This window comes from Kistimonas scapharcae, from assembly GCF_039540975.1.
In the GTDB taxonomy this organism is placed as follows: domain Bacteria; phylum Pseudomonadota; class Gammaproteobacteria; order Pseudomonadales; family Endozoicomonadaceae; genus Kistimonas; species Kistimonas scapharcae.
Window position 1 is genome coordinate 1 of the sequence record NZ_BAABFL010000433.1, and the last position, 21,256, is coordinate 21,256.

The window sequence follows — 21,256 nt, forward strand, 5'->3', positions numbered from 1 at the left end:
TTTTGCCTGAAGAGCACAGGGGACGCTCTCTTCATTCAATTTAGCCTTACTTCTTCAGATCGTTAAGCGGGAGTTAAGGGATAGAGGGGCCTTCGGTAATAAACAGGTGTTTCTCAACAACCCAGTCCAGTTCAACTTTGGGGGCAGTGGCTGTCAGAACCTCATCCGAATTCCGGGTGCTGGCATGGAGTGAACGGAAAGTGTCGTTAATGCCAAGGACGGGATGCACCGGTGCGGAATGACGGGGGCCATCGGGGCGCCACTCACTCAGTGGCGGGACGTCGTAGGTTTTTGGTGTTTTCAGATGGTCATTCAGCAGCGTACCGGCAATGGCCAGGCCGGCAACCACCGTGCCTGAGATCAGCAGTTTCTTTGCCATGGGTTACCTGTTTTATGGTTATTGTGAAAGCCATAGAGCGAGTGGAGCCGCCGCCTGTTACTTGCGACTGCTCCGGTAACGTTTACTTATCGACCCCAGCGACGGATGGCCGCCGGTGTGTAATCGGATTTACTGGCCAGTTGCCCGAACACCAGCGGTTTCTTGTAACTGTTGGCGATACCGTTGGTGATGTAGCGGCCGGAGTGCAGGTCATAGAAGACTTCTGTCACCAGCCAGGGCACCTGGTGGGGGTTTAGTTGGATGGCATGGGCCATACCGACCCGCCAGAGCTGGTCGCGAGAATCATACAGATCAATGATGGATGCCTGCCAGGTATCTTCATCTATGTAGAAGGTGCGCTTGCCATAGACATGGCGCTGACCGTCTTTCAGTGTGGCTTCAACGACCCAGACACGATGCAGCTCATAGCGGGCCAGTTCCGGATTGATGTGGCCGGGGCGGATGATATCTGCATTACTCTGGTTTTTGTCGTAGAGCGCGTAGCTGTTATAAGGAATGAAAATTTCCTTTTTATCTTTCAGTGTCCATTCATACTTGTCTGGCGCACCGTTAAACATGTCCAGGTTGTCAGACGTTTTCAGGTTGTCGCTGCTGGTGGCAGGATTGTCATAGGCGATATTTGGCGCCCGACGTACACGACGTTGTCCAGGCAGGTATTTCCACGCTCGACGGGGCTCTGCGACCTGGTCAATCGGTTCGTGCACCAGGGTGACTTCACCAGCCATCCTGACGGGTTCCAGCACTTTGGATTTGTAGAGAAACAACAGGTTCGACTCGTCTTCCAGGTCCGTAATACTTGGGAAAAAGTTCCAGATAGTTTGTTTGGTGATTTCCCGGTAATCGCCATCGGCTTCGGCAATAACCTGACTCAGGGTCAGGTCCATGCTGTCTCCACGGTAGCGCAGCATGTGGTTCCAGATCACTTCCAGCCCGTTTTCCGGGATCGGGAAGGCGACACCGTTAGCCAATCCGGTGATCCCGTTACCGCCATCCAGCAGGGTCGTGGTTTCGGCATTACTGCGGGTTGCTTCGTAGACGGCTTCCGGGTAGCTGGCGCTGCGCCGGGTAGGGTAGACGTTCATCTGGAAGGTGTCCGGATAGCGCTTGAACATCGCCAGCTGTCCGGGGGTCAACTGGTTGCGGTATTGGTCGAGATTATCTGCGGTAATAGTGAACAGCACCGGGTCATTGGCAAACGGATCGGTCATATTCCCGTCGTCCTGCATGGCGCCCTGTTCCGGCTTGAGGCCGCCGGTCCAGGCGGGAATGGTGCCAGCTGAATTACCGGCTTTTTCGGCGCCGATCGGTGTCAGCGACTGGCCCAGTTGATCCATTGCGGAGGTTTCTGAGCTGGCCTGTGCCAGCGGTGTCAGTGCCAGCATGGCGCTCAGCGCCAGCGTTCTGGCAGACGTCAAGGTACGAATCAGGGTGTCGACAGGTTGCATTGTTCTTTTTCTCCCATGGTCAGAAACTGGCGCTGACGCTGAAACTCATGTAATCACGGTCGTCCAGGGTGCTGTACTTGTTGTTGCCGAAGAAACTGGTGTACGACAGTGTGGCCTTGTAGTCATCACGGTAGATAGCACCCAGGCTGAGTGTGGTGGCCATCTGGCCTTCCTCAAAGGCGCCACCTGGCTGGTAGGCATAGCCGTTGACGTCGTGCCTGAACGACAGCGAAGGTTTCAGGGTGACGCCGGGCATGACACCGCTGTAGACCAGCGTGGCGTTGAGGCGGTAGCCCCAGCTGTCGGATGTCGTGTAACCCTCATTGGTACAGAAAGCATCGGTGATGTTGTCGCTGGTATTGCAGGTGCCAGTGCCGTCATCACCGGGTCCGAAGATCGCGGAGCGACCATAGCGATTGTCATCACCCAGTGCACCGACATGCATGAAACCCACTTCACCGACCAGCGCCAGTTCGGACGCGCCGAGTACCTGCGGGAAGGTGTTGATCGCTGTCATCTGCACCTGGGTGACCGGTTTACGCACATATCCCTGGGATGCCTGACCATAATCCGCTGCACCATCGCCACCGGCTGCTGCGTCGGCCAGCAGATCATTGATGTTGATCTGCAATGGCATGTTGGGGCGGTAGGTCAGTTCACCGCTGAGTGACCAGCCGCTGTCCAGACTGGTATTGAAGCTCACGCCGTACAAGCGAATGTTTTCTGGAAATACCGCATTGTAGGTGGCGCCCTGGATGAAACCTGCACCTGCGGGATGGGTCGGTGCGTAAAAGTCGGTGTCTCCAGACGGTCCGATGCCGATGGGGCGGTATTGCGAAGGGTCGGCGTTGGTAGCGTCAAGGTACGGATTGCGGCTGTGATAATTGATGAAGTACAGGCCGAACTCAGTGCCATTGAGCGCTTCGGCATAGTATTTCAGTGAAGCGCCCCACTGGCCGCTGTCACTTGGCAGATCATCAGCGGTACGGTCAATGATGGTGTTACCGCCGGTGCCACCGATATTCTCCTCTTCCTCGTTCGACAATGTCGCCTGGGTGTAGATAGGGCCGCAGCCTGGCTGGATGGCATCGGTTGACGCAAAGAAGGTATTACAGCCGTCCAGCACCGTAGGACGCCAGTTGAACTGGTAGAAACCTTCCAGGGTCACCGCCGGTGTCAGGCCGATGCTGCCATACAACATTTCGACCGGTAACAGCCCCTCCTTGATCTCTACACCGGGACGGTTAAAGGCGGCGGCATCCAGTGGGTTGATAACATTCACGCCCCCCTGCAGGAAGGTGCTTTCCCCCCAGCTGAGCACCTGTTTGCCCAGGCGGATATCCACCGGCATATCACCCAGGTCGAAGTAGGTCCACCCATAGGCATCCAGAACCTCGATGCCGCTGAAACGGGCCAGATCATCAAAGCCGCTGTCGTCGAAATCGGTATAGTGGCCGCTCTTGGTTTCCAGCCAGTGGTCGTACCAGTATTTGACGCTGCCCTTGAAACCGTAGTTTTGATATTCCAGCGTCAGTTCCGTCAGACCCTTGTACTGGTTGGAGATGACATCGCCTTTCCTGAAGTTCAGCCGGCCATTGTCCGCATTGGGGCCGGTGCCGGTGCCGGGCTTGATATCGAGGTTTTTGCTTTCCCCGTAGGTATAGAGCTTGCTGTCCGGGTCCTGCATGCTGACGCTGACACCGGCACTCAGGGTGGTGTTCAGGCTGCCGGTGATTTCACCGTCAGCGGCTTCAAAGGTCAGGGCCATGCCCTGGGGCGTGGTCAGGACTGCCGCCAGCGTCAGTCCCGGCATGATTCGGGTCTTATTGTTATTCACATCGGCACCGTTGTTATTGTTTTGGTGTGTCTGTTTGGATGCTTTACCCGGAAAGCGGGCAGATTGGTTCGTTGAAAATTCTACCGGCAGGGATAGGGGTATATCCGGACATTTGGGGACAAGCTGTTGACCGGAGAGGCCAAATGTCCGGGTTTTAATAACACGGCGGAATTAATGATATTTGTTAATATAGGAAAATATTATTTATCCTTTAAAAACAATACGTTAGTCGTATTTGAATCGTGAGTGACTGGCTTACAATCAGAAGTAGTGGCCAATACCAGGGATGGACAGGCAATGAGTGGATATGGTGTTAACCCGTCTTCTGGACGATTAACGGGGCAGCAAGGATTTCAGCCTGCAACCGTTGCGCAGACTGTGGTTATGGTGCAGATGCCCGGTAATCAACGGGTGCTGTATGTGATTAATCCACAGCAAGTGGCTAGCCACATGGTGCATGCATTGCCTGGTTATGCCCCGATCGTTCCATTGTATGCACAACAAGCGACAGCATTGCCCCAGCATGGCATGTACCGTCCCATCATGCCTCAATGGCAGCCACAGGCAACAACGGTATCCCGGCCACCAGAGAGGAGGACGGCACCCTCCGCCGAACCTGTTCAGGATGCACATTATAACTATTTGCGTCACACCCATCATGATCGCCTTGACTCGCTGAGAACACAGGATTGGCAGTATATTGCGCATATCCTTAAACCCGAGATGGAGCAATGCGGTCTGAGTCTGCCGAATGAAAAAGCGGCGATGGATATCTTGCTGCAACTGCGGGAAACACAAAATATTGACAGCTTTGAACAGTTGGAAGCGGCATTGCTGGAATGGATCGCAATAATGAAGAAACGCAAGTAAAACAGCCTTTGAATCATGCTATCTCATCTGCAGGTCTGTTTGCTGAAACCTCAAGCCTTGGCACCGAAGATGACGCGAGGTCGCTACATGACAGTGCGATCAGTGAAAGTGAAGGCACAGAGTCCTTGTTTGAAGAGCCAGAAGTACGAGATCGGGATGTAACGTCGGATTATGATACTCAATCTGATGTGAGTCGTCAGGATGATCACGATTCGCTGCCCGGGGATTTACCGGCCTATGCGCCGGGGCAGGATCAGCCTGCCGTCCAATTGCAAGAGCCTGCCAAAACGACGAAGAAGAAACGTTATTCCCCAAAAGCGATCTTCGAACGATTGACCAGGCCGTTTAGAAAAGGAAAGGTGACGCCGGAACCGGAAAAAATGGCAGAATCCCCTCCTCTGGTGTCTGAACACAATCTACGGCGTGATGCCTTTTCAGCTGTGCCATTGGCTCCTGCCTTTGAGCATCTGGAACATTTAGGTGAGGATGTTGAAGTTCACTGGGACTACCTGAAAATTGCTGCTGATGAGCATAAAGCGTTTATAGGTTTGTTGCATGAACAGAATATGGAGACAGCGGATCCACAGGCCTGGCGTGACCGGGTATTCAAAAGAACGGGGCTGGACTCCATGGAAACCATACAAGAGCGGAAGCAGGAAGTTGTCACAGGTCTGCGTAAAGCCGTCAGTGACTTGGCGGTGGCACTTGAGGAATATCGGAGGCAGGAATCTGTCGTTGTCCGTGAATCAGACAATTATGACGAAAGCTCGCAGGCAGTCCTGTCTGATATGCAAGAGCGAATTAACAGCATCGAACTGAGTCTGGAAAAAGTACAGAAAGCCATCAAAAAAATGCGATAACAGCCTGAAAGTGCCAGCTTTTTGAAACAAATTTTCAGATTTATGAACTATCGGTGAAGCCTCCCGCCCTGCTGTCGAAAACCCCTTAGTGAGCATTTGGAGTGATTCTCTGCGGGAACGGTATTCCCGGAGAAAGGGATTTCGAGGCAATGAAAGAATTTCTGAAAACATTAGCCCCGACCAACTGGTTTCGTGAAAGTCCGTTGCCGGAGGGGGCCGAGCATCCGGAAGGGATTGAGCCGGGCAATGGGCTGTCTTTTACCGGGGATATTGATCACAGTATTCCCGAGGATGACTATTTTGAGGGGCCTCAAGCGGCTGCCCCTGCTGAGACTATCGCTAAGCCCTTCAAGCCCGAAGCACCTGCCCGGTTACCCGAAAACATAGAGATACCAGAAAAAGAAGAATTTGCGAAAAAGCCTGCCGTGCCGGCACCTTCACGGGCGCCTGAGCTCATGCCTCGGCTTGATGGGGCGCACTCGTTGCCGGAAGTCGCCATCAATGAAACCGCCAAAAAGCAGCTGGTTAATGCTGATGAACTGCTGGAGCAACATTGGCAGGCTTTTCAGGCCGCGGCCAGAGACCGAAAACAATTGATGGATGAGTTTGAACAGGCTCTAAGAGACAGCTGCCGTCCGACCACTGACAAGCCAACGGTGCTGGGGGCTGTATATCTGGCCAAGCGCAAGGCCTGTGCGGATGCGCTGGTGGATACGCTGGAAGATGTCGAACTCAGCCTGAAGAAACTGCTGGACAAGGAGCGCCGGTTGCTCAAGGGCATCCATGCTGCCCAGCTGCCTGGCTGGATGCGGGAAATCCAGGCGCACCGGCTGGATATTGAAAGCCACCTGATGACCGGTGCGGCGGCTTCGGTGCCATCGCGGGTCAGCCTGTCAGAAGAAGAATAAGGTTGGATTTTCCATGAAATTACCCGGCAAGAAGCCATCGGATGAATCCCATCATGGCCTGCTTTACTGGTTGTCCCACCATGAATTTTATTTTTCCGTTCTCCAACGGATCAGCGACTGGGCCCATCTTTCTGATGAACATCATGACCAGCAAAGCATGCTGGCGGAAGCCAATGCGGTGATCACCTTTCGTGATGCTATTTTGTCGGCCCAGGATCAGGCGCGCCTGACCGTATTGGACAAGGACATCCACATGCTTGAAAATGCCGCCAATATCGCGATTCTGGAAGAGCTGATCAAGCACCGTCGTGATGAGATACGCCATGCGGCTGAGCGCCGTTAATGGCCTGCAGACTATCGTTCGACGGATACCCTTCCACGTAAATCCAATCGTTACCGTGTTGTATTGAGTAATTACACTACGCTTTCCATTTCGTATTTGTCATTGCCCTTTCCAGCCTTTTATTCCGTTCATTGATGCTATCTGTACCGTAATGCTCAAAAAACTGGTTTTTATTACATGCCTTGGGGCTGTCCTTGAATTCTTCGATTTTGCCATTTTGCTGCTATTTGCCAGCCAACTGGCCGATGTCTTCCTGCCGGCGCACAGTGACACGGGTGTTCTGTGGATGTTTGCCATTTATTCCGGTGGTAATTTCATTCGCCCCCTGGGAGGGATTATCTTCAGCCATTTCGGCGACCGGCTGGGCCGCAAGAAGCTGTTTCGCCTTTCCATCATCATGATGTCTGTTGCGACCCTGGGTATCGGGTTGTTGCCGAGTTATGCCGCTATCGGTGGGATGGCCGTGGTATTGCTGGCCTGCCTGCGGCTACTTCAGGGGCTGTCTGTTGGTGGGGAGTTACCCGGTGCCCTGGTGTTCGCGGCAGAGCATGTGTCGCCGCAGCGACGGGGATTGCTGACATCCGCCATCATTGCTTCAGCGGTGCTGGGGTTGGTGTTGGCTTCGACGACCGGGGTTGTGTTGAATGCCTTGTTGTCGGCGGAACAGTTGCAGGATTGGGGCTGGCGGATTCCGTTTGTATTGGGAAGCCTGCTTGGCATTCTGGGCTATTTCCTTCGCCGCGGTATCGTGGAATCGCCGGCGTTCACCCGGATTCTTCAGGAGCAGACGGTGGCGCGGATACCAGTCAAGGATCTGTTTCAGTCCCACGCGCGTTCGATTCTGGTCGGTGTTGGCTTGATCGCATCGGCGGCGACCATGGTGTCGTTCTATCTCTTTCTTACCCCCTATGCCAGCCGGCATTTGAACTTGTCTGAAGGATCAATCTACCTGGTGTCTACCGCCATTATGTTGGGGTTGTCCCTGATGACGCTGCTCTCAGGCTGGCTTTCCGATTACCTGGGGCGTCGTCGGATGCTGTTTACCGGCGGGCTGTTGATGCTGCTGGTCGCCTGGCCAGCATTCAGTGCCCTGCAGGATGGTCAGCTCTGGCTGGTGGCGTTACTGACGTTGCTCCCTGCAGCCATCGGGAATGGTTGCTATGAAGCGGCACTGGTCGAGTTGTTTGATACCCGGGTTCGCTATACCGGCGTGGCGGTCAGTCTGAATATTGGTGTCTGTGTGTTTGGTGGGGGAACCCCTTATGTGCTGGAACTGCTCAGTCAGATGGGGTACGACAAAGGGCCGTTATTGCTGATGGTGACGGCAGCTGTCATTGCGATGGCAAGCAGCTGCTTCATGACGTCACGTAAAGGATTTGCGCTGGATGAAGCGGCTTCTCAGCGGCTGGCAGCCCGGCACTGAGCCACGGTTTCCTGGCCCGGAGCAAAGTGCTGTTCCAGGTAGCTGATGATGTCGGAGGATTCGTACATCCAGCGCACTTCACCATTCTCTTTTTCAATGCGGAGGCAGGGGACTTTTACCTTGCCGCCGCCCTGAAGTAATTCTTCACGCGCCTGCGGGCAGCGTTTGGCGTCCCGGGTTTCGATTTTCAATCCCAGCCGCTTCATGCCGCGACGGACTTTTACACAGAAAGGACAGGCTTCAAACTGGTAGAGCACCAGGCTGGCTGTTTCCCGGTCAACAATGGCCTGAGCCTCTGGGGACCGCTTTACACTGCCCACGGGGGTCAGGGCGTTGAGCAGTAAAATCAGGCGTCCGAGTATCCACCGTACCGCTGCCATTGTCTCTCTCCTCTGTACTGAATGAGTAACAGCCTACCAGCTTTCGTGAAGCAGAGGTACAGGCCTTTTATGCGTCACTGCGCCATCAGGCTGGTCTGTGTATTGGACAATTACCCCATGGAACCGGTTCCCACATGGCTGTTTTGAGAGGGATTTAGTATGGTGTTGGCAGAATAGCAGTGGAACAGGTTTCAGATGGCGTATCGGATAAAACGCAGGCTCGCGGTGGGACTCTTCCTGCTGGCCATCATCGGAATGGTGGCCGGTCTCTGGCCGTATGCCCGTGCGCTTTTTCCTGAGTCACGCACCCGCGAGGCGATCAGTGGCCTGCTCTCGCCCTGGTATGAAATTTACCGGCCCGACGGTGATGGGCCATTCCCGGCAGTGCTGGTCTTCCACGGTTGCGGCGGGCCGCAACCAGAGATCTCAAGGCCACGGGGCGAGTGGTTGCGGGACAATGGCTATGTGGCCATCCTGGTCGACAGCTTCAGTGGCCGCAACCTGACGCCTCGCCCGGTTTGCAAAGGGCATGCGCTGTGGGGCAATGAACGGGTGGTGGATGTAAGGGCTGCGTTGTCGCATGTTCGGCAGCTGCCTTATGTAGCGGCTGACCGGCTCGCGCTGCTCGGCTACTCCCATGGCGGATGGACGGTACTGGATGCCCTGGCTTATGGCTCCGGTTCTGTCCACGGTTCCGATGATGAGGATACGCAGGCACTGGCAGGTGTCAGGGCGGTGGCGGCCTATTACCCCTACTGTGGTTTTCCCGCCCGATTTCGCAGTGCGTGGGCTGTAAAACAACCCACCTTGGTGTTTCTTGCCGGACAGGATACGGTGATTGATACCGCAGAATGTGTTGATGTATTTGATCGTTACCAGGCCAATGACTATCCCGTGGAAACCCGGTTTTTCCCTGGGGTTGAGCATGTGTTCGATGCCCCGTCTGCCATGAATTCCTACGATCGGACCGCGGCAAAAGCGGCAGAAGTCCGGTTACTGACATTTCTTGAAGACAATCTCTCGAAGTGAGGAGTCCCTATGAACAAACGTATTGCAGTGATTCTCTCCGGTTGCGGCGTCTTTGATGGTTCAGAAATCTATGAGTCAGTCATTACCCTGTTGAGACTCGATCAGAATGGCGCAGAGTACCAGTGTTTTGCACCGGATATTCCCCAGCACCATGTCATCAACCATGTGACCGGCGAGGAAATGCCGGAATCCCGCAGCGTGCTGGTGGAAGCGGCGCGTCTGGCTCGTGGCAATATCCGTGATTTAGCTGAGTGTCAGGCTGCAGATTATGATGCACTGATCATTCCCGGTGGTTTTGGTGCAGCCAAGAACCTCTCGGATTTTGCGCTGACCGGCGCGGATATGACGGTGCAGGCTGATGTCTTAAAAACCGTTCAGGCGTTTGCCGAAGCGAAGAAACCGGTTGGTCTGATCTGTATTACCCCGGCTATGGCCGGCAAGCTGTTTGGTGCCGGAGTCCGCTGCACCATTGGTAATGATGGTGAAACTGCCGAGGTCATCCGGGTGACCGGAGCTGAGCATGTGGACTGTCCGGTGCACGATATCGTGGTGGATGAAGACAATAAGCTGGTGACAACGCCGGCCTATATGCTGGCCGGCAGTATCAGTGAAGCGGCAACCGGTATTAACCGGCTTGTGGATAAGGTTCTCGAGATGGCCTGATTCTCAGAATGGTAAGCGCTGCGATTGCCGCGCTTACCGTGCTTCTTCCTTTGCTCGCGGTACAAAGACATACAGCTTGCCACCGGCATTCTGGTGGCCGGCTTTCTTCGCGGCCTTTTCGCCAGCGCCAAAGAAAATATCCGCCCTGACTTTGCCCTTGATCGCTGAGCCGACATCCTGCGCCGTCATGGCATGGGCCCAGTGGCTGTCGTCATCTGACGTGAGCGTGGTTTCCAGCCACAGCGGGGTTCCCAGGGGAATAATGCTGCGGTCAACGGCCGCACTGCGGTCCGGGGTCAGGACAACACCCTGCGCGCCAATTGGGCCACCTTCCGGCCTTTCGCTGAAAAAGATGAAATCCCGGTTCTGGTAGAGCACTTCCTCCAACCGGTCCGGATTATCTTTCAGCCACTGCCGTATGCTTTGCATGGTGACCGTTTCCAGCAGACCTTCCCGTTTCAGGTAGCGACCAATCGCAAAGTAGGGGTGCCCGTTGCGACCGGAAATCCGGACGTAGACTTGTTCGCCGGTATCCAGCTGTACAAAGCCGGAACCCTGAATCTGCAGGAAAAACCGGTCAACCGTATCGTCAACCCAGAGGACGACATCATCCCGGTAATGCCCTTTGGCAAAGCGGCGATTGATGCCTTCACGATCATCGTAGGGAATCAGCCAGCCCCGGTTGAGTTTTCCTTTCAGCACGGCGTCTTCTTCCATGCCAAAGTCTTTGGGATTGAACATCACCAGGTCGGCAGGTTTGTCGATCAGGGGAACATGGTAGCGTTCTGAGGGTTGACGGCTGCCGTAAAGCAGCGGGGAGTAGTAACCCGTAAACAGGCCTTCTTCCCAGGGCGCTACACGGTATACGTCGAAGTTATCCTGAAAAAAAGTGGTCAGTGCACTGCCGTTGGTTTCGGCCAGCTGGTCACAGAGCGGCTGCCACTGTTCATAGGTACCAAACAGGGCATTGTCATTGACCGGCCCTGAACGTTTTTGATAAACCGCGCAACTATGCATCAGTGAGGTTTTCAGCCCGTTGGCTTCTTCGCTGTTCCAGCCGGGCAGATCGCTGAATGTTGCCGGTTGAAACGTCCGTTGCCAGGGCATCCAGCTACAACCGGTAGCCAGTAAGGTCAGTGAGAGGATCAGGAACCCAACGCTTTTTTTCACAGGCCACCTCAATCGGTCATTTCGCTGCAGGATGAACCGTAGGAGAAGCAACTGAAGCAACGGTGATGCTTCATGCTGATCCGCTGGTTCAGGCTTTCGGTCAGGGTGCGGCCCAGCTCGTACTCCGGATCATCATCGACGAGGGTGCAGGCGTAAACTTTCATCAGTCCTTTGGTTTTGATGACCATTTTGCTGAATGCACACATGAAATGACGGCGACTTTCTTCCGTCTGGTAATGGGTCATGCAGTGTTCAGTGATCTGGGGTGTTTCCACGGTACTGCCGGGAGGCATGAAATCGGGAAAGGCGACCAGGGTCAGATCTTCCGGTAAATGATGTTGTCTGAACAGTGCCCGGTATTCGGCTGTGACGGCATTGGTGTCTTCATCTGAGGCCATTTGTCTGGCGACAGAGACATGAAATCCCAGCGAGTGCAGTTCTTTAAGACCGTTGAATGCGTTATCGAAACTTCCATTTCCACGGCCGCTATCGTGTTGCGCACGATCGGGGTAGTCAATGCTGACCCGGAATGAGACCGGGTGGGGGCTCGTGGACAGCGTCGCGATCTGGTGAAGGCGCTGCAACACCGGCTCTGTTCCATTGGTCAGCACCAGGCAGGGTCGGAAGCGGCTGGCGTAGGCAAGAATCTTGACCATATCCTTTGCCACAAAGGGCTCGCCACCGGTAAAGGAAAACTGTTCAACGCCAAGGCTGACGGCTTCATCAACGAACGGGCGCACGTCGTCCAGCTTCATCAGTTGCAGGCGGTTATCACCGGGACTGGAACCTTCCAGGCAGAAAGGACAGGCCAGGTTGCAGGCGGTGCCGGTATGAAACCACAGCTCCCGCAGGGCGTGGGGATCTATATACCCTCTGGGTGAGCCATCTGCCGTGTAATGCCAGTGATGGCTGTGGGCTTGTTCTTTTGCAATCAGTTCCATGCGTTTTCCGTGTTTCCTGAAGCAGCATGCGGGCGACACCAAGAGTTCGCCCGCAGACGTTCGTCAGCAACAACCGCCGCTGCTTTCGGTGGCTGTCTGTGATTCAAAGGGTACCGGTGTCCCGCAATCGGCGTAGATGCCGTAATGGGTCGACATATCCCCGATAAACTCGAAATGTTCCCGGAAGCGGGTTTCATGCAGCATCTGCCAGGTATTGCCGCAGACCGGGAATACTTTGCCGGTTTCGATCAGGTGGTGATTATCCAGAACAAACTGCTTCGGGCAGTGCTCAATGGTACCTTTGTAGATGACCGCCTGCCCATAATCTTCACACGCAGACTCCAGCGCCGGCAGTTTGAACAGGCGCCAGGTGGCAGACCAGAAATCGATATGGCCGATTTTTTCTTCAATCGAGCGGTTTTCGATGGTGATGGAGCTGCTTTCTACCAGGCGCGGATCAAGGAAGCCTGCTTTTTTGGCAAGAGTAATAAAATCATTCCAGTAAAGGGCGCCGCTCAGGCATTCCCCATAGAGTACCGGATCTTCCAGCAGTTCGGTCGGTACACGACGGCTGGCGTAGACATCGGAGAAGTAGAGCTCTCCACCGGGCTTGAGCAGGCGCAACGCTTCCCGCAGTACGGCGGGTTTATCGGGTGACAGGTTGATGACACAGTTGGACACAATGATATCGAAACTGTTGTCTGGCAGATCCAGTTCATGAAGTCGCTCAAGGTAGCCTTCCAGAAAACGGACATTGGGCTGTTTATAGCCGTATTTGTCGGTGTGATAGTCGATATGGCGGTTGGCAACCTCCAGTTGTTCCGGTGTCATATCAACGCCGACCACCGAGCCATCCTCTCCCACCAGTCTGGACAGTACATAGCAGTCGCGGCCTGAGCCGCTGCCAAGGTCCAGAATATGGCAACCCTTGAGTTGCTGTGGTGCGATCAGGCCGCAGCCATAGTAGCGGGTCAGCACTTCGTCGTGGATGTCGCTCAGGGCCGCGCGGATATAGGCAGGTAATTCCGCGCCCGTACAGCAGGCGTTGGTCTTGAGATCATCGGAGCCCTGCAGCACCTTGCCGTAATAATCTTTAACTGAGTCGTACATAAACACTACCCCTGTCAGGTACCTGTCTGGACAGATACGAAAAATAGACGGTGATGGTTTCAACGATAAGGGACGTGAAGCCCGAGATAAAGCAGAGAGAGTACGGTAACGGTAGTCTAAGGGAAAAGCATTGAGCGGTATCTATGAAAAGCCAGCTCGATTATTTGAGCTGGCCTGCAGCCTGTTTCAAGGCTGGATTCCTCACGGGCATGTCTCACCGGGCGCTGCCGGCATATGGCAATGTTGGCAGCAAAATTCACCGCCTGAAGGTTCCAGGCATGTATTGCACCACGCAAAGAGTATCCATAGTGCAGCACACCCGCCACTGCAGTTGCAGCAGACGGCATGCATCGGAAAACGCCCCAGGTTCACCGTCGGGAGATGCCATGTTTTGACGGTCAATGTGACCTGTTCCATGGTCTGCTCAGGTATCGATTTCACGGGTTCCTTGAATGAAAAACGGATGTTGCCATTTTGGCTGCTGATATGAATGACGGGATCATGAATATCCAGTGTTTGTTTTTTTCCGCTTCTCACAAACGTTAAAGTGATCGTCGACAATCCCTGACTTTTTTTAAAGCCTGTGTCCAGGGTGGCAGCAAAACTGGGTATGTCTCTAAGGTCAATGCCGTCCAGAACGTCTAGATGCTCTTTCTTCATATCGCCCAACCAGTCGATGGCCGGTGCATTCAGGGTAAGGGTTTTATGGCTATCAAACACGGCAGAAGGGGATGTGATATAAACCCCGCGGCCTTCCATTTCGACCATTTGTGTACCGGCCACCGGCTTATCAGAATTCGAATAGGCTACTGTGCAAAAGACCGAGAAAAGCAGGAAACAAAACCTTCGTTTCATGGTCAGGGTCCTCTAAAAAATAACGGCGCTTCTCAATGGCCGTTATGGGACAAGGGACGCTGTTTACCTGTATTACCCAGGGAACAGCGGGTGAGATACCGCGTCCCAAGCATAGAAAGGCCGTCACTGTCTGATGAGAACAATTTGCGCTAAGGGCACCCTCCTGGAGGGCTGCGGTTGTTATCTGAACGTGCAGGTTGAAAGGTGCGGTTGCAATTGATGCAGCCTGAGCTGTTGCAGAGGGTCAATACCCTCTGCCGGAATAGCGCGTCAGGCGGTGGTTGGCGGGGTGTGGGGATGGGTGACATCCATACGACCCACTTCCTGATCGATGAAGAACAGGCCTTTGCCCTCCATGCCGATCATTTCCACTTTATCCAGAATCGATTTGAACAGTTTTTCTTCTTCATGCTGCTCACCCACGTACCACTGCAGGAAGTTGAACGTGGAGTAATCCTGCTCGGTGAAGGCGGTATGGGCCAGTTCATTGATCTTGCGGGTGACCAGGCACTCATGCTCATAGGTATTGCGGAAGACGTCTGCAATGTTCTCAAACGATATGGGCGGCGCACTGATTTTTCCCACCTGGGCCATGGCGCCGGTTTCGTTGACATAATTGAACAGACGGTGCATATGGGTCATTTCTTCCGCCGCGTGGGAGCGAAGGAATTTGGCGCTGCCTTCGAACCCGTGGAACTCACACCAGGCGCTCATTTGCAGGTACAGGTTGGACGAGTAGAACTCCAGGTTAATCTGCTCATTCAGGCGGCTGATCATTGTTTCACTGAGCATGGTACGGCCTCTGTTATTTCATGGAGGCCTGATTATAAGAGAAGAACCGCCTGGTAACTTGCCAGATATCAAGGCAACCGATTTCTCAGGCAATTGGCAGTCCCTGCACTAGATTTAAGAATACGTACCGGAAAAAAAGCCCACATCGGACAGGGATGACATGAAACGGATGTCTGCGTTTTTCAAGAAAATGATGCCTGATGTCAAGGCGTTCACTGATCACGAGGATGGGAGGGAAGAGCGTGTCTCAGAAGACCTTGATGACAGGGCGTTTGTGCATCAGGACGAATTTGTTGCAGGCAACTTCCTTCAGGATGTGGGTGATAATGATTTGTTCTTCCTCGGTGAAGATTCTCCGGGTCTTAGTGACAAACGCTATGAAGCGCTTCTCCAGGAGCGGCAACCCCTTTGCCAGCTGGCACGGGAGGATAGGGACGTTGTCGTCTGTGTCTTAACGCCGGTACTGATTGAGAAAGGTTATCGTCCCGTTGTGGCTGAAGGGTGTGTTGCCCAATTGCTGCAGGAGCATAACAGCCTGACGGTGGTAGAACTGGAAACGGTGATTGAGCAGTTTGATGATACCGGGCATGAGGCGATGGCGCCGGGAGCGTTGTCCATCGACGAAGTGTCTGAGGATACGGTGGTATTGCCTCAGCCGACTACAGTGTTATCTGACTCACAGCCTGACAAAACAATACCCAACCTGCACCAAAGGACATTGGCCATCGTATCGCCAGTCTACAGAGGGTCTTGTGTGACGGGTGGAGACATAGCGCTGCAGGCGACTAGAAACCTTAAGCATGGTGAGCGGACGATTACCCGGTTTGAAAGTCCGTCGCTGAACCTGCAGCCATGTGCAGAGCTGGAGAGTGTCTTGCCGCCTGAGTTACTAAGCCGGGTGGCCGATAGAATGAGTGGTCAGGAATAAAAGAACGGTTCTATGTACGGTTAATGACGCTACCCATACGCTTTATTGATCGACAGCAATAAAAGAACAATGGAATGAATACAAAAAACAGCCACAGCAAGAAATATTGCATTTTTGGAACCGGTGGATTTGGTCGCGAGGCATTGGTATGCCTCATGGATTCTGTCGGCGCAAGCCCGCGTACCATCGGTGATATAGCGGTTTTTATGGTGGACGACTCAGCTTACGATGAGCCAGAAGTCATGGGGGTTCCGGTGATCAAGCGGTCGGTGTTTTCCCCTGAGCAGTATCAGGTGGTTGTTGCCATCGGTGAGCCATCAGCCAGAAAACGGGTAGTAGGGCAGTTGCCTCCTGATACCCGGTTCACCACCATCATTCATCCCTCTGCCGTCATTTCTCCCTGGGTCGACCTGGCAGAAGGCTGTATTGTCACTGCCGGCACGGTGTTGACCTGCAATATTACGATTGGGCGGCATGCCCACCTGAACCTGCATACAACGATTGGTCATGACTGCAAGATGGGTGATTTCTTTACAACGGCGCCAGCGGTCAATATCAGCGGCAATTGCCAGTTTGGGAACGGAGTGTATTTCGGCACTAATGCGTCGGTTCGCCAGGGCGTGTCAATTTGTGACGATGTGACTGTTGGAATGGGAGGCGTAGCCGTTAAAGATATTAAAGAATCAGGGGTATACATCGGCAATCCGTTAGTCAGGTTACGTTAGAGTAATCAAACGTATTTGGCGTTAACCAAAGTCATGTCGTTGCAGACATTCAGTCATCAAGCTATTAGCCCTGTCAAAAGACAAGGCTGATTGCTTCTTCCGCCTGCTCACTGGCGCAGCGATTCAAAAGCTGTATTAGGGTTTCCCCATTACTGTCGCAGATCCACTCTTCTTTCTCGTCATCAAAATCAAAATGAAACCCACCACTTTTTGCCGCAACCCACAACTGACGCATAACACCCTGGCGGCTCAGGATGATCTTGCTGTTATTCTCGAAGGTCAGGGTCAGGATGCCGGCGGTGGTTTCATAATCGATATCCAGGCCGCTCTCTTCAATGGCGTCTTCGACGGCGACCATCAGGTCGTCCAACCGGTGGTTGAAGGCATTCTCGCTCATCATGCTGAGGGGACTCCGCTATCAGTCCGGCAGTGTGCCGGTCACAGGAATAATCACTAACCGGTTGCCCGGCAAATCAGCGGGCAAACTTAACCGCTTGTCCGAGCGCTGGCAATGCCTGTCCTCACTGCGGTGTCGCAGGTATACTTCACGGCTAATACTGATCTTCATGTACAGGAGTCCTCAATGAAACGCGTAATGGTGCTGGCGATCCTGGGATTCATGCTCTCAGCCTGTGGCCAGAAAGGCCCGCTTTACCTGCCGGAAGCGTCCCAGTCTCTGCAGGCCGGTGCGTCGGTGGAGGACAACGTGACGCTGCGGGGGGAGTAGCCGTTTCATGAGCCCATTTACTGATAAGAACGGCGAACTCTACGCCGAGGGTGTGCCGGTCAGTGCCATCGCCGAGGCGGTGGGTACGCCGGTGTACATCTATTCACGGGCGGAGCTGGAAGCCCGTTACCTCGCCTACGCCCAGGCGCTGGAGGGTATGCCTGGCATGATCTGCTACGCGGTCAAGGCCAATGGCAACCTGGCGGTGCTGAATGTGCTGGCCCGGTTGGGCGCCGGGTTTGATATCGTGTCGGTCGGTGAGCTGGAGAAGGTCATCGCCGCCGGTGGCGATCCGGCACGGGTGGTGTTCTCCGGTGTGGGCAAGCGGGCCGATGAGCTGGCCCGGGCGCTGGAAGCCGGTGTGTATTGCTTCAATGTGGAATCCGAACCGGAGCTGGAGCGCCTGCAGGCGGTCGCGGCAGCCGCGGGCAAGGTGGCCCGTATTTCGCTGCGGGTCAATCCGGATGTGGATGCCCAAACCCATCCTTATATCTCCACCGGCCTGAAAGAGAACAAGTTTGGCATTGCCATTGAGCGGGCTGAGGCGGTGTATGAAAAAGCGGCTGCCATGCCTAACCTTGAGGTCAGTGGCGTGGACTGCCATATCGGTTCCCAGCTCACCACTATTGCGCCATTCCTGGATGCGCTGGACCTGCTGCTGGGGCTGATTGACCGACTGGCGGAAAAAGGCATCACTATTCGCCATCTGGATCTTGGCGGTGGACTGGGCATTACCTATCAGGACGAAGAGCCGCCGGCACCAGACGTTTACCTGGCCGCCGTCCGCGAGCGTCTGGGCGACCGTAATCTTGAGCTGATTCTCGAACCTGGCCGCTCGATTGCGGGCAACGCGGGCATCCTCCTGACCAGGGTTGAAATGCTTAAGCATACCGAGCACAAACAGTTTGCCATCGTTGATGCGGCAATGAATGACCTGATCCGGCCTTCGCTCTATGGCGGCTGGCATGATATCCAGCCGGTCAAACCAAATGGCGGTGAAGCACAGTGTTATGACATTGTCGGCCCGGTCTGCGAAAGCACCGATTTCCTTGGCAAAGAGCGCATGCTCAGCCTGGCGGAAGGCGATCTGCTGGCGATCCACTCCGCCGGCGCCTACTGTATGGGAATGACGTCCAATTACAATGTGCGCTGCCGGCCGCCGGAAGTGATGGTCGATGGCGAGGCGTACCACGTGGTGCGTCAGAGGGAAACACTGGAAGCACTGCTGGCGGCGGAGTCTCTGCTGCCCTGAAGGGGACCTTATGCTGTTACGGTTTACAAAGATGCACGGACTGGGCAATGACTTCATGGTGGTCGACATGGTCACCCAGAGTGTGCGTCTGTCCCCTGAACAGATCCGTGACCTGGCCGACCGGCGCTTCGGCATCGGTTTCGACCAGCTGCTGCTGGTGGAGCCGCCGGGCCGGCCGGATATGGATTTCCGCTACCGGATCTTCAATGCTGATGGCAGTGAAGTGGAACAGTGTGGCAACGGCGCCCGTTGTTTTGCCCGCTTTGTCCGCGATAAGAAGCTGACCGTCAAGGAACTGATCCGGGTTGAGACCGCCAGGGGCGATATTGAACTCCGGGTCGAAAAGAATGGCGATATTACCGTCAACATGGGGGAGCCGATCCTGGATCCCTGGGATATCCCCTTCAAAACCGACCGGCAGTCGATCACCTACAACCTGGAAGTGGATGGACGGGAGCTGGAGATTGCGGCGGTGTCCATGGGCAACCCCCATGCGGTGTTGCAGGTCGACGATGTCGACAGTGCGCCGGTCGAAAAGCTCGGCCCGGTGATCCATCGGCATATTCGTTTCCCCGAGCGCTGTAATGCTGGCTTCATGGAAATCGTCAATCCTGCCGAGATCCGTCTGCGTGTCTATGAGCGTGGTGTGGGCGAAACGCTGGCCTGTGGTACCGGCGCCTGTGCGGCCGTTGTGGCGGGCCGGTTACGGGGCATGCTGGAAGAAACTGTGACGGTCACATTACCCGGCGGCTCTCTGTCCATTACCTGGAAAGGTGAGGGATATCCGGTCATGATGACGGGGCCGGCTACCCGGGTCTATGAAGGTCAGACGCGCGTATAGGTCGTATACGGCCGTTTTGTACAGGTATCTGCACACTGCCGGGCAGGGGCAATAACAACCACGCCCGGCAGGGTTGTTTGTTGTAACGGCTGACGCGGTCGTTATGCCAATCCCGATTTAATCCGTATACATTCAACGGCCTTGTCGGAACCGGCCGAAGATTTTAAGCAGTCGAAGGTTTCAGGGAAGCGCCGGTTCCGACAAGGATCTTGATAAATCATTTCTTCTTTCTTCTTTCTTCTTTCTTCATTTCTGAATGACCGATTGATCCTGATGCTGTTTTTAATAGCCCGTTTTTTTGGGGTGGTTGTCAGCGATACTCGCCGGGTCGTCAGTGCGTGATGCCAACGCTTTGTTATGCTCACTGCGCAGTTTCTACAACGGAGGTGAAGGTATGGCTCAGGAGATGGATGCCCGGAACAGGGTGAACGGCGACGATACCCGTGAGGTCGTCGTATTGATACAGGAAGTGGCTCGGATATTACTGGATGAACGGCATCAGCTTGGGCTGCGGGTGGAAAAGCATTTCCGCCAGCTGGAGCAGCGCCTGGTTCACCTGCAACAGTTGACGGTGCCGGTAGAGGATCCGCGCAGTCAACCGAGTCTGCGCTTTGATCAGCTGGAAATCCGGCTGGATGAGCAGGCGGAGCGGCTCAACCGGTTGGAAAAATTGCTGTTTCGGGTTGAGCAGCGCTTTGCCATGCTGGAGCAACTGCTGACCCAAACCCTGGTGCGATAAAAGTACCCTATAAGTTTTTTTGTTGCTCTAACCTTTCCGGCAATCGTACTTCATATCCTCTTGTCGTTTATGTTTAGAAAGATGAACGCGAGTGACCTGGTGCGTGCATTTTTCTGCGTCAAAAAGGTGACGCAGAATGTCACCTGTTACCGAATACATGACTACTGACGTCAGTCGTGAGGGTTTGAAAACCAATGGCTGACAGACACTTTGCAGTTTGCTGACGCAGATGGCGCGGCCTCCGTCACACTTTTAAGGCATTTTTACTGGCTGGCACACCCCTTGCTAAACCTAGGACGGGAAGAGGGTCAAAGACCTAATAAAAACGACTGAAGTAGGATAATAATGATGACGAACCAGAAAGGTTTCACACTGATTGAATTGATGATCGTGGTAGCGATCATTGGTATTTTGGCTGCGGTTGCGATTCCGCAGTATCAGAATTATGTTGGTAAATCTAATCTTGCTTCTGCCGTAGCTACTTTGGCTGGAAATAAGACTGGTGTAGAAGCATATGTTATGGAAAATGGTATTTTCCCTAGCGGTCAAGCTGCTCAGGCACAGGTAGGTAACCCCGGTGATGCTAACTATAAGCCTGCCATACCTTCCGGAACAACTACTGATTTGGGCATTGTTCAACCTACATTTGGTGGGATTACATTAAGTAATGGTAACGCTTTAGATGGTTCTGGTTATATTAATGTGACTTTTGCTACTGGAAACCCAGGTATTAAGGATAAGAGTGTTCGCTTAAAGCGTGATGCAAATGGAACTTGGACTTGTGTTACTGATGCAGACCAAAAATTCATTGGAAAGAGCTGCACCTACAGTGCGACGTTGTAAATTGATATCACCCAATGTCATTGTTTGATGACTACTGGGTAGTTTTTATCTTCAACATACAAGTCTTTGTATGTTGAAGATAAATAAGCTTCTTAGGGGCTGTTGACGTTTCATTGAAAGCCTTGAACCAAGCCTGAAAATCCGCAGTATGTTGCTACCGCTCATGCTTTCATAC

Annotated in this window: 25 protein-coding genes; 14 read left to right on the top strand and 11 right to left on the bottom strand. The window is 54.0% G+C overall.

The features are described 5' to 3' along the window. Window positions 1-73: 73 nt before the first annotated feature. The 3 genes from ABD892_RS17680 to ABD892_RS17690 form a co-directional block, all read right to left on the bottom strand. On the bottom strand, window positions 74-379 hold the full coding sequence (locus tag ABD892_RS17680; RefSeq protein ID WP_345197300.1) for a hypothetical protein: 306 nt from the start codon (window positions 377-379) through the stop codon (window positions 74-76). Between the two features lie 86 nt (window positions 380-465). Next, on the bottom strand, window positions 466-1,845 hold the full coding sequence (locus ABD892_RS17685) for a DUF1329 domain-containing protein (RefSeq protein ID WP_345197302.1): 1,380 nt from the start codon (window positions 1,843-1,845) through the stop codon (window positions 466-468). A gap of 19 nt (window positions 1,846-1,864) precedes the next feature. Then, window positions 1,865-3,682, bottom strand: coding sequence for a DUF1302 domain-containing protein (locus ABD892_RS17690; protein WP_345197303.1), 1,818 nt, complete (start codon window positions 3,680-3,682; stop codon window positions 1,865-1,867). A gap of 297 nt (window positions 3,683-3,979) precedes the next feature. Between ABD892_RS17690 and ABD892_RS17695 the strand changes: the two genes are divergently transcribed. From ABD892_RS17695 to ABD892_RS17715, 5 genes are all read left to right on the top strand, one after another. Further along, entirely contained in the window at window positions 3,980-4,552 is a 573-nt protein-coding gene (locus ABD892_RS17695) for a hypothetical protein (RefSeq protein WP_345197304.1), read from the top strand. Further along, complete coding sequence (locus tag ABD892_RS17700) at window positions 4,522-5,412, top strand: hypothetical protein (protein ID WP_345197305.1); 891 nt, start codon at window positions 4,522-4,524, stop codon at window positions 5,410-5,412. Before ABD892_RS17695 ends, ABD892_RS17700 begins: the two co-directional genes overlap by 31 nt. 149 nt (window positions 5,413-5,561) lie before the next feature. Then, complete coding sequence (locus tag ABD892_RS17705; protein WP_345197306.1) at window positions 5,562-6,320, top strand: hypothetical protein; 759 nt, start codon at window positions 5,562-5,564, stop codon at window positions 6,318-6,320. Between the two features lie 13 nt (window positions 6,321-6,333). Then, window positions 6,334-6,663 (top strand): hypothetical protein, encoded by a 330-nt coding sequence (locus tag ABD892_RS17710; RefSeq protein ID WP_345197307.1) that lies wholly within the window; start codon window positions 6,334-6,336, stop codon window positions 6,661-6,663. Between the two features lie 151 nt (window positions 6,664-6,814). Then, window positions 6,815-8,086 (top strand): MFS transporter, encoded by a 1,272-nt coding sequence (locus ABD892_RS17715; RefSeq protein ID WP_345197308.1) that lies wholly within the window; start codon window positions 6,815-6,817, stop codon window positions 8,084-8,086. Here the strand turns inward: ABD892_RS17715 and ABD892_RS17720 are convergent. After that, a complete protein-coding gene (locus ABD892_RS17720; protein ID WP_345197309.1) occupies window positions 8,062-8,466 on the bottom strand; it encodes a glutathione S-transferase N-terminal domain-containing protein in 405 nt (134 codons plus the stop codon). The two genes, ABD892_RS17715 and ABD892_RS17720, sit on opposite strands and share 25 nt — an antisense overlap. Window positions 8,467-8,661: 195 nt before the next feature. Here ABD892_RS17720 and ABD892_RS17725 point away from each other — a divergent pair, with 195 nt between their 5' ends. Both ABD892_RS17725 and elbB read left to right on the top strand, forming a co-directional pair. After that, complete coding sequence (locus tag ABD892_RS17725; RefSeq protein WP_345197310.1) at window positions 8,662-9,495, top strand: dienelactone hydrolase family protein; 834 nt, start codon at window positions 8,662-8,664, stop codon at window positions 9,493-9,495. Window positions 9,496-9,504: 9 nt separating this feature from the next. Beyond that, the gene (gene elbB / locus ABD892_RS17730; RefSeq protein ID WP_345197311.1) at window positions 9,505-10,158 is read left to right on the top strand and encodes an isoprenoid biosynthesis glyoxalase ElbB; all 654 of its coding nucleotides are present in this window, start codon (window positions 9,505-9,507) and stop codon (window positions 10,156-10,158) included. 33 nt (window positions 10,159-10,191) lie between these two features. Here the strand turns inward: elbB and mltA are convergent, their stop codons facing one another. From mltA to ftnA, 5 genes are all read right to left on the bottom strand, one after another. Then, window positions 10,192-11,328, bottom strand: coding sequence for a murein transglycosylase A (gene mltA / locus ABD892_RS17735; protein ID WP_345197312.1), 1,137 nt, complete (start codon window positions 11,326-11,328; stop codon window positions 10,192-10,194). A gap of 8 nt (window positions 11,329-11,336) precedes the next feature. Beyond that, window positions 11,337-12,269 carry a radical SAM protein gene (locus tag ABD892_RS17740; RefSeq protein WP_345197313.1) on the bottom strand — a complete coding sequence of 311 codons (933 nt, stop codon included), beginning with the start codon at window positions 12,267-12,269 and terminating at the stop codon, window positions 11,337-11,339. Between the two features lie 63 nt (window positions 12,270-12,332). Then, complete coding sequence (locus ABD892_RS17745) at window positions 12,333-13,379, bottom strand: methyltransferase domain-containing protein (RefSeq protein WP_345197314.1); 1,047 nt, start codon at window positions 13,377-13,379, stop codon at window positions 12,333-12,335. Between the two features lie 201 nt (window positions 13,380-13,580). Beyond that, complete coding sequence (locus ABD892_RS17750) at window positions 13,581-14,234, bottom strand: hypothetical protein (RefSeq protein ID WP_345197315.1); 654 nt, start codon at window positions 14,232-14,234, stop codon at window positions 13,581-13,583. 270 nt (window positions 14,235-14,504) lie between these two features. Continuing rightward, a complete protein-coding gene (gene ftnA / locus ABD892_RS17755; RefSeq protein ID WP_345197316.1) occupies window positions 14,505-15,026 on the bottom strand; it encodes a non-heme ferritin in 522 nt (173 codons plus the stop codon). A 160-nt stretch (window positions 15,027-15,186) separates the two neighbouring features. Here ftnA and ABD892_RS17760 point away from each other — a divergent pair, with 160 nt between their 5' ends. Together ABD892_RS17760 and ABD892_RS17765 are read left to right on the top strand one after the other, a co-directional pair. Then, window positions 15,187-15,954, top strand: a complete 768-nt coding sequence (locus ABD892_RS17760) for a hypothetical protein (protein WP_345197317.1) — start codon at window positions 15,187-15,189, stop codon at window positions 15,952-15,954. 74 nt (window positions 15,955-16,028) lie between these two features. Beyond that, a complete protein-coding gene (locus ABD892_RS17765; protein WP_345197318.1) occupies window positions 16,029-16,679 on the top strand; it encodes an acetyltransferase in 651 nt (216 codons plus the stop codon). A 73-nt stretch (window positions 16,680-16,752) separates the two neighbouring features. Here the strand turns inward: ABD892_RS17765 and cyaY are convergent, their stop codons facing one another. Together cyaY and ABD892_RS17775 are read right to left on the bottom strand one after the other, a co-directional pair. Further along, on the bottom strand, window positions 16,753-17,079 hold the full coding sequence (cyaY, locus tag ABD892_RS17770) for an iron donor protein CyaY (protein ID WP_345197319.1): 327 nt from the start codon (window positions 17,077-17,079) through the stop codon (window positions 16,753-16,755). Between the two features lie 18 nt (window positions 17,080-17,097). Next, a complete protein-coding gene (locus ABD892_RS17775) occupies window positions 17,098-17,247 on the bottom strand; it encodes a hypothetical protein (RefSeq protein WP_345197320.1) in 150 nt (49 codons plus the stop codon). A gap of 15 nt (window positions 17,248-17,262) precedes the next feature. Here ABD892_RS17775 and lptM point away from each other — a divergent pair, with 15 nt between their 5' ends. From lptM to ABD892_RS17800, 5 genes are all read left to right on the top strand, one after another. Next, window positions 17,263-17,406, top strand: a complete 144-nt coding sequence (gene lptM, locus ABD892_RS17780) for an LPS translocon maturation chaperone LptM (RefSeq protein WP_345197321.1) — start codon at window positions 17,263-17,265, stop codon at window positions 17,404-17,406. A gap of 7 nt (window positions 17,407-17,413) precedes the next feature. Beyond that, the gene (gene lysA, locus ABD892_RS17785; protein WP_345197322.1) at window positions 17,414-18,658 is read left to right on the top strand and encodes a diaminopimelate decarboxylase; all 1,245 of its coding nucleotides are present in this window, start codon (window positions 17,414-17,416) and stop codon (window positions 18,656-18,658) included. Window positions 18,659-18,668: 10 nt separating this feature from the next. Beyond that, window positions 18,669-19,499: a diaminopimelate epimerase gene (dapF, locus tag ABD892_RS17790; protein ID WP_345197323.1), complete on the top strand. Its 831-nt coding sequence runs from the start codon at window positions 18,669-18,671 to the stop codon at window positions 19,497-19,499. Window positions 19,500-19,893: 394 nt separating this feature from the next. After that, window positions 19,894-20,238 (top strand): hypothetical protein, encoded by a 345-nt coding sequence (locus ABD892_RS17795; RefSeq protein WP_345197324.1) that lies wholly within the window; start codon window positions 19,894-19,896, stop codon window positions 20,236-20,238. A gap of 345 nt (window positions 20,239-20,583) precedes the next feature. Beyond that, complete coding sequence (locus ABD892_RS17800; protein WP_345197325.1) at window positions 20,584-21,081, top strand: pilin; 498 nt, start codon at window positions 20,584-20,586, stop codon at window positions 21,079-21,081. Window positions 21,082-21,256: the final 175 nt, after the last annotated feature.

Excerpts from the sequence above, each read along its gene's own strand:
- elbB (WP_345197311.1), top strand. The coding sequence starts at position 9,505 with ATGAACAAACGTATTGCAGTGATTCTCTCCGGTTGCGGCGTCTTTGAT.
- lysA (WP_345197322.1), top strand. The coding sequence starts at position 17,414 with ATGAGCCCATTTACTGATAAGAACGGCGAACTCTACGCCGAGGGTGTG.
- ABD892_RS17680 (WP_345197300.1), bottom strand. The coding sequence starts at position 379 with ATGGCAAAGAAACTGCTGATCTCAGGCACGGTGGTTGCCGGCCTGGCC.
- ABD892_RS17760 (WP_345197317.1), top strand. The coding sequence starts at position 15,187 with ATGAAACGGATGTCTGCGTTTTTCAAGAAAATGATGCCTGATGTCAAG.
- ABD892_RS17715 (WP_345197308.1), top strand. The coding sequence starts at position 6,815 with ATGCTCAAAAAACTGGTTTTTATTACATGCCTTGGGGCTGTCCTTGAA.
- ABD892_RS17800 (WP_345197325.1), top strand. The coding sequence starts at position 20,584 with ATGATGACGAACCAGAAAGGTTTCACACTGATTGAATTGATGATCGTG.
- lptM (WP_345197321.1), top strand. The coding sequence starts at position 17,263 with ATGAAACGCGTAATGGTGCTGGCGATCCTGGGATTCATGCTCTCAGCC.
- ftnA (WP_345197316.1), bottom strand. The coding sequence starts at position 15,026 with ATGCTCAGTGAAACAATGATCAGCCGCCTGAATGAGCAGATTAACCTG.
- ABD892_RS17775 (WP_345197320.1), bottom strand. The coding sequence starts at position 17,247 with ATGAAGATCAGTATTAGCCGTGAAGTATACCTGCGACACCGCAGTGAG.
- dapF (WP_345197323.1), top strand. The coding sequence starts at position 18,669 with ATGCTGTTACGGTTTACAAAGATGCACGGACTGGGCAATGACTTCATG.
- ABD892_RS17795 (WP_345197324.1), top strand. The coding sequence starts at position 19,894 with ATGGCTCAGGAGATGGATGCCCGGAACAGGGTGAACGGCGACGATACC.
- ABD892_RS17700 (WP_345197305.1), top strand. The coding sequence starts at position 4,522 with ATGGATCGCAATAATGAAGAAACGCAAGTAAAACAGCCTTTGAATCAT.
- ABD892_RS17710 (WP_345197307.1), top strand. The coding sequence starts at position 6,334 with ATGAAATTACCCGGCAAGAAGCCATCGGATGAATCCCATCATGGCCTG.
- ABD892_RS17765 (WP_345197318.1), top strand. The coding sequence starts at position 16,029 with ATGAATACAAAAAACAGCCACAGCAAGAAATATTGCATTTTTGGAACC.
- ABD892_RS17695 (WP_345197304.1), top strand. The coding sequence starts at position 3,980 with ATGAGTGGATATGGTGTTAACCCGTCTTCTGGACGATTAACGGGGCAG.
- ABD892_RS17685 (WP_345197302.1), bottom strand. The coding sequence starts at position 1,845 with ATGCAACCTGTCGACACCCTGATTCGTACCTTGACGTCTGCCAGAACG.
- ABD892_RS17725 (WP_345197310.1), top strand. The coding sequence starts at position 8,662 with ATGGCGTATCGGATAAAACGCAGGCTCGCGGTGGGACTCTTCCTGCTG.
- ABD892_RS17740 (WP_345197313.1), bottom strand. The coding sequence starts at position 12,269 with ATGGAACTGATTGCAAAAGAACAAGCCCACAGCCATCACTGGCATTAC.
- ABD892_RS17720 (WP_345197309.1), bottom strand. The coding sequence starts at position 8,466 with ATGGCAGCGGTACGGTGGATACTCGGACGCCTGATTTTACTGCTCAAC.
- ABD892_RS17745 (WP_345197314.1), bottom strand. The coding sequence starts at position 13,379 with ATGTACGACTCAGTTAAAGATTATTACGGCAAGGTGCTGCAGGGCTCC.
- cyaY (WP_345197319.1), bottom strand. The coding sequence starts at position 17,079 with ATGATGAGCGAGAATGCCTTCAACCACCGGTTGGACGACCTGATGGTC.
- ABD892_RS17705 (WP_345197306.1), top strand. The coding sequence starts at position 5,562 with ATGAAAGAATTTCTGAAAACATTAGCCCCGACCAACTGGTTTCGTGAA.
- ABD892_RS17750 (WP_345197315.1), bottom strand. The coding sequence starts at position 14,234 with ATGAAACGAAGGTTTTGTTTCCTGCTTTTCTCGGTCTTTTGCACAGTA.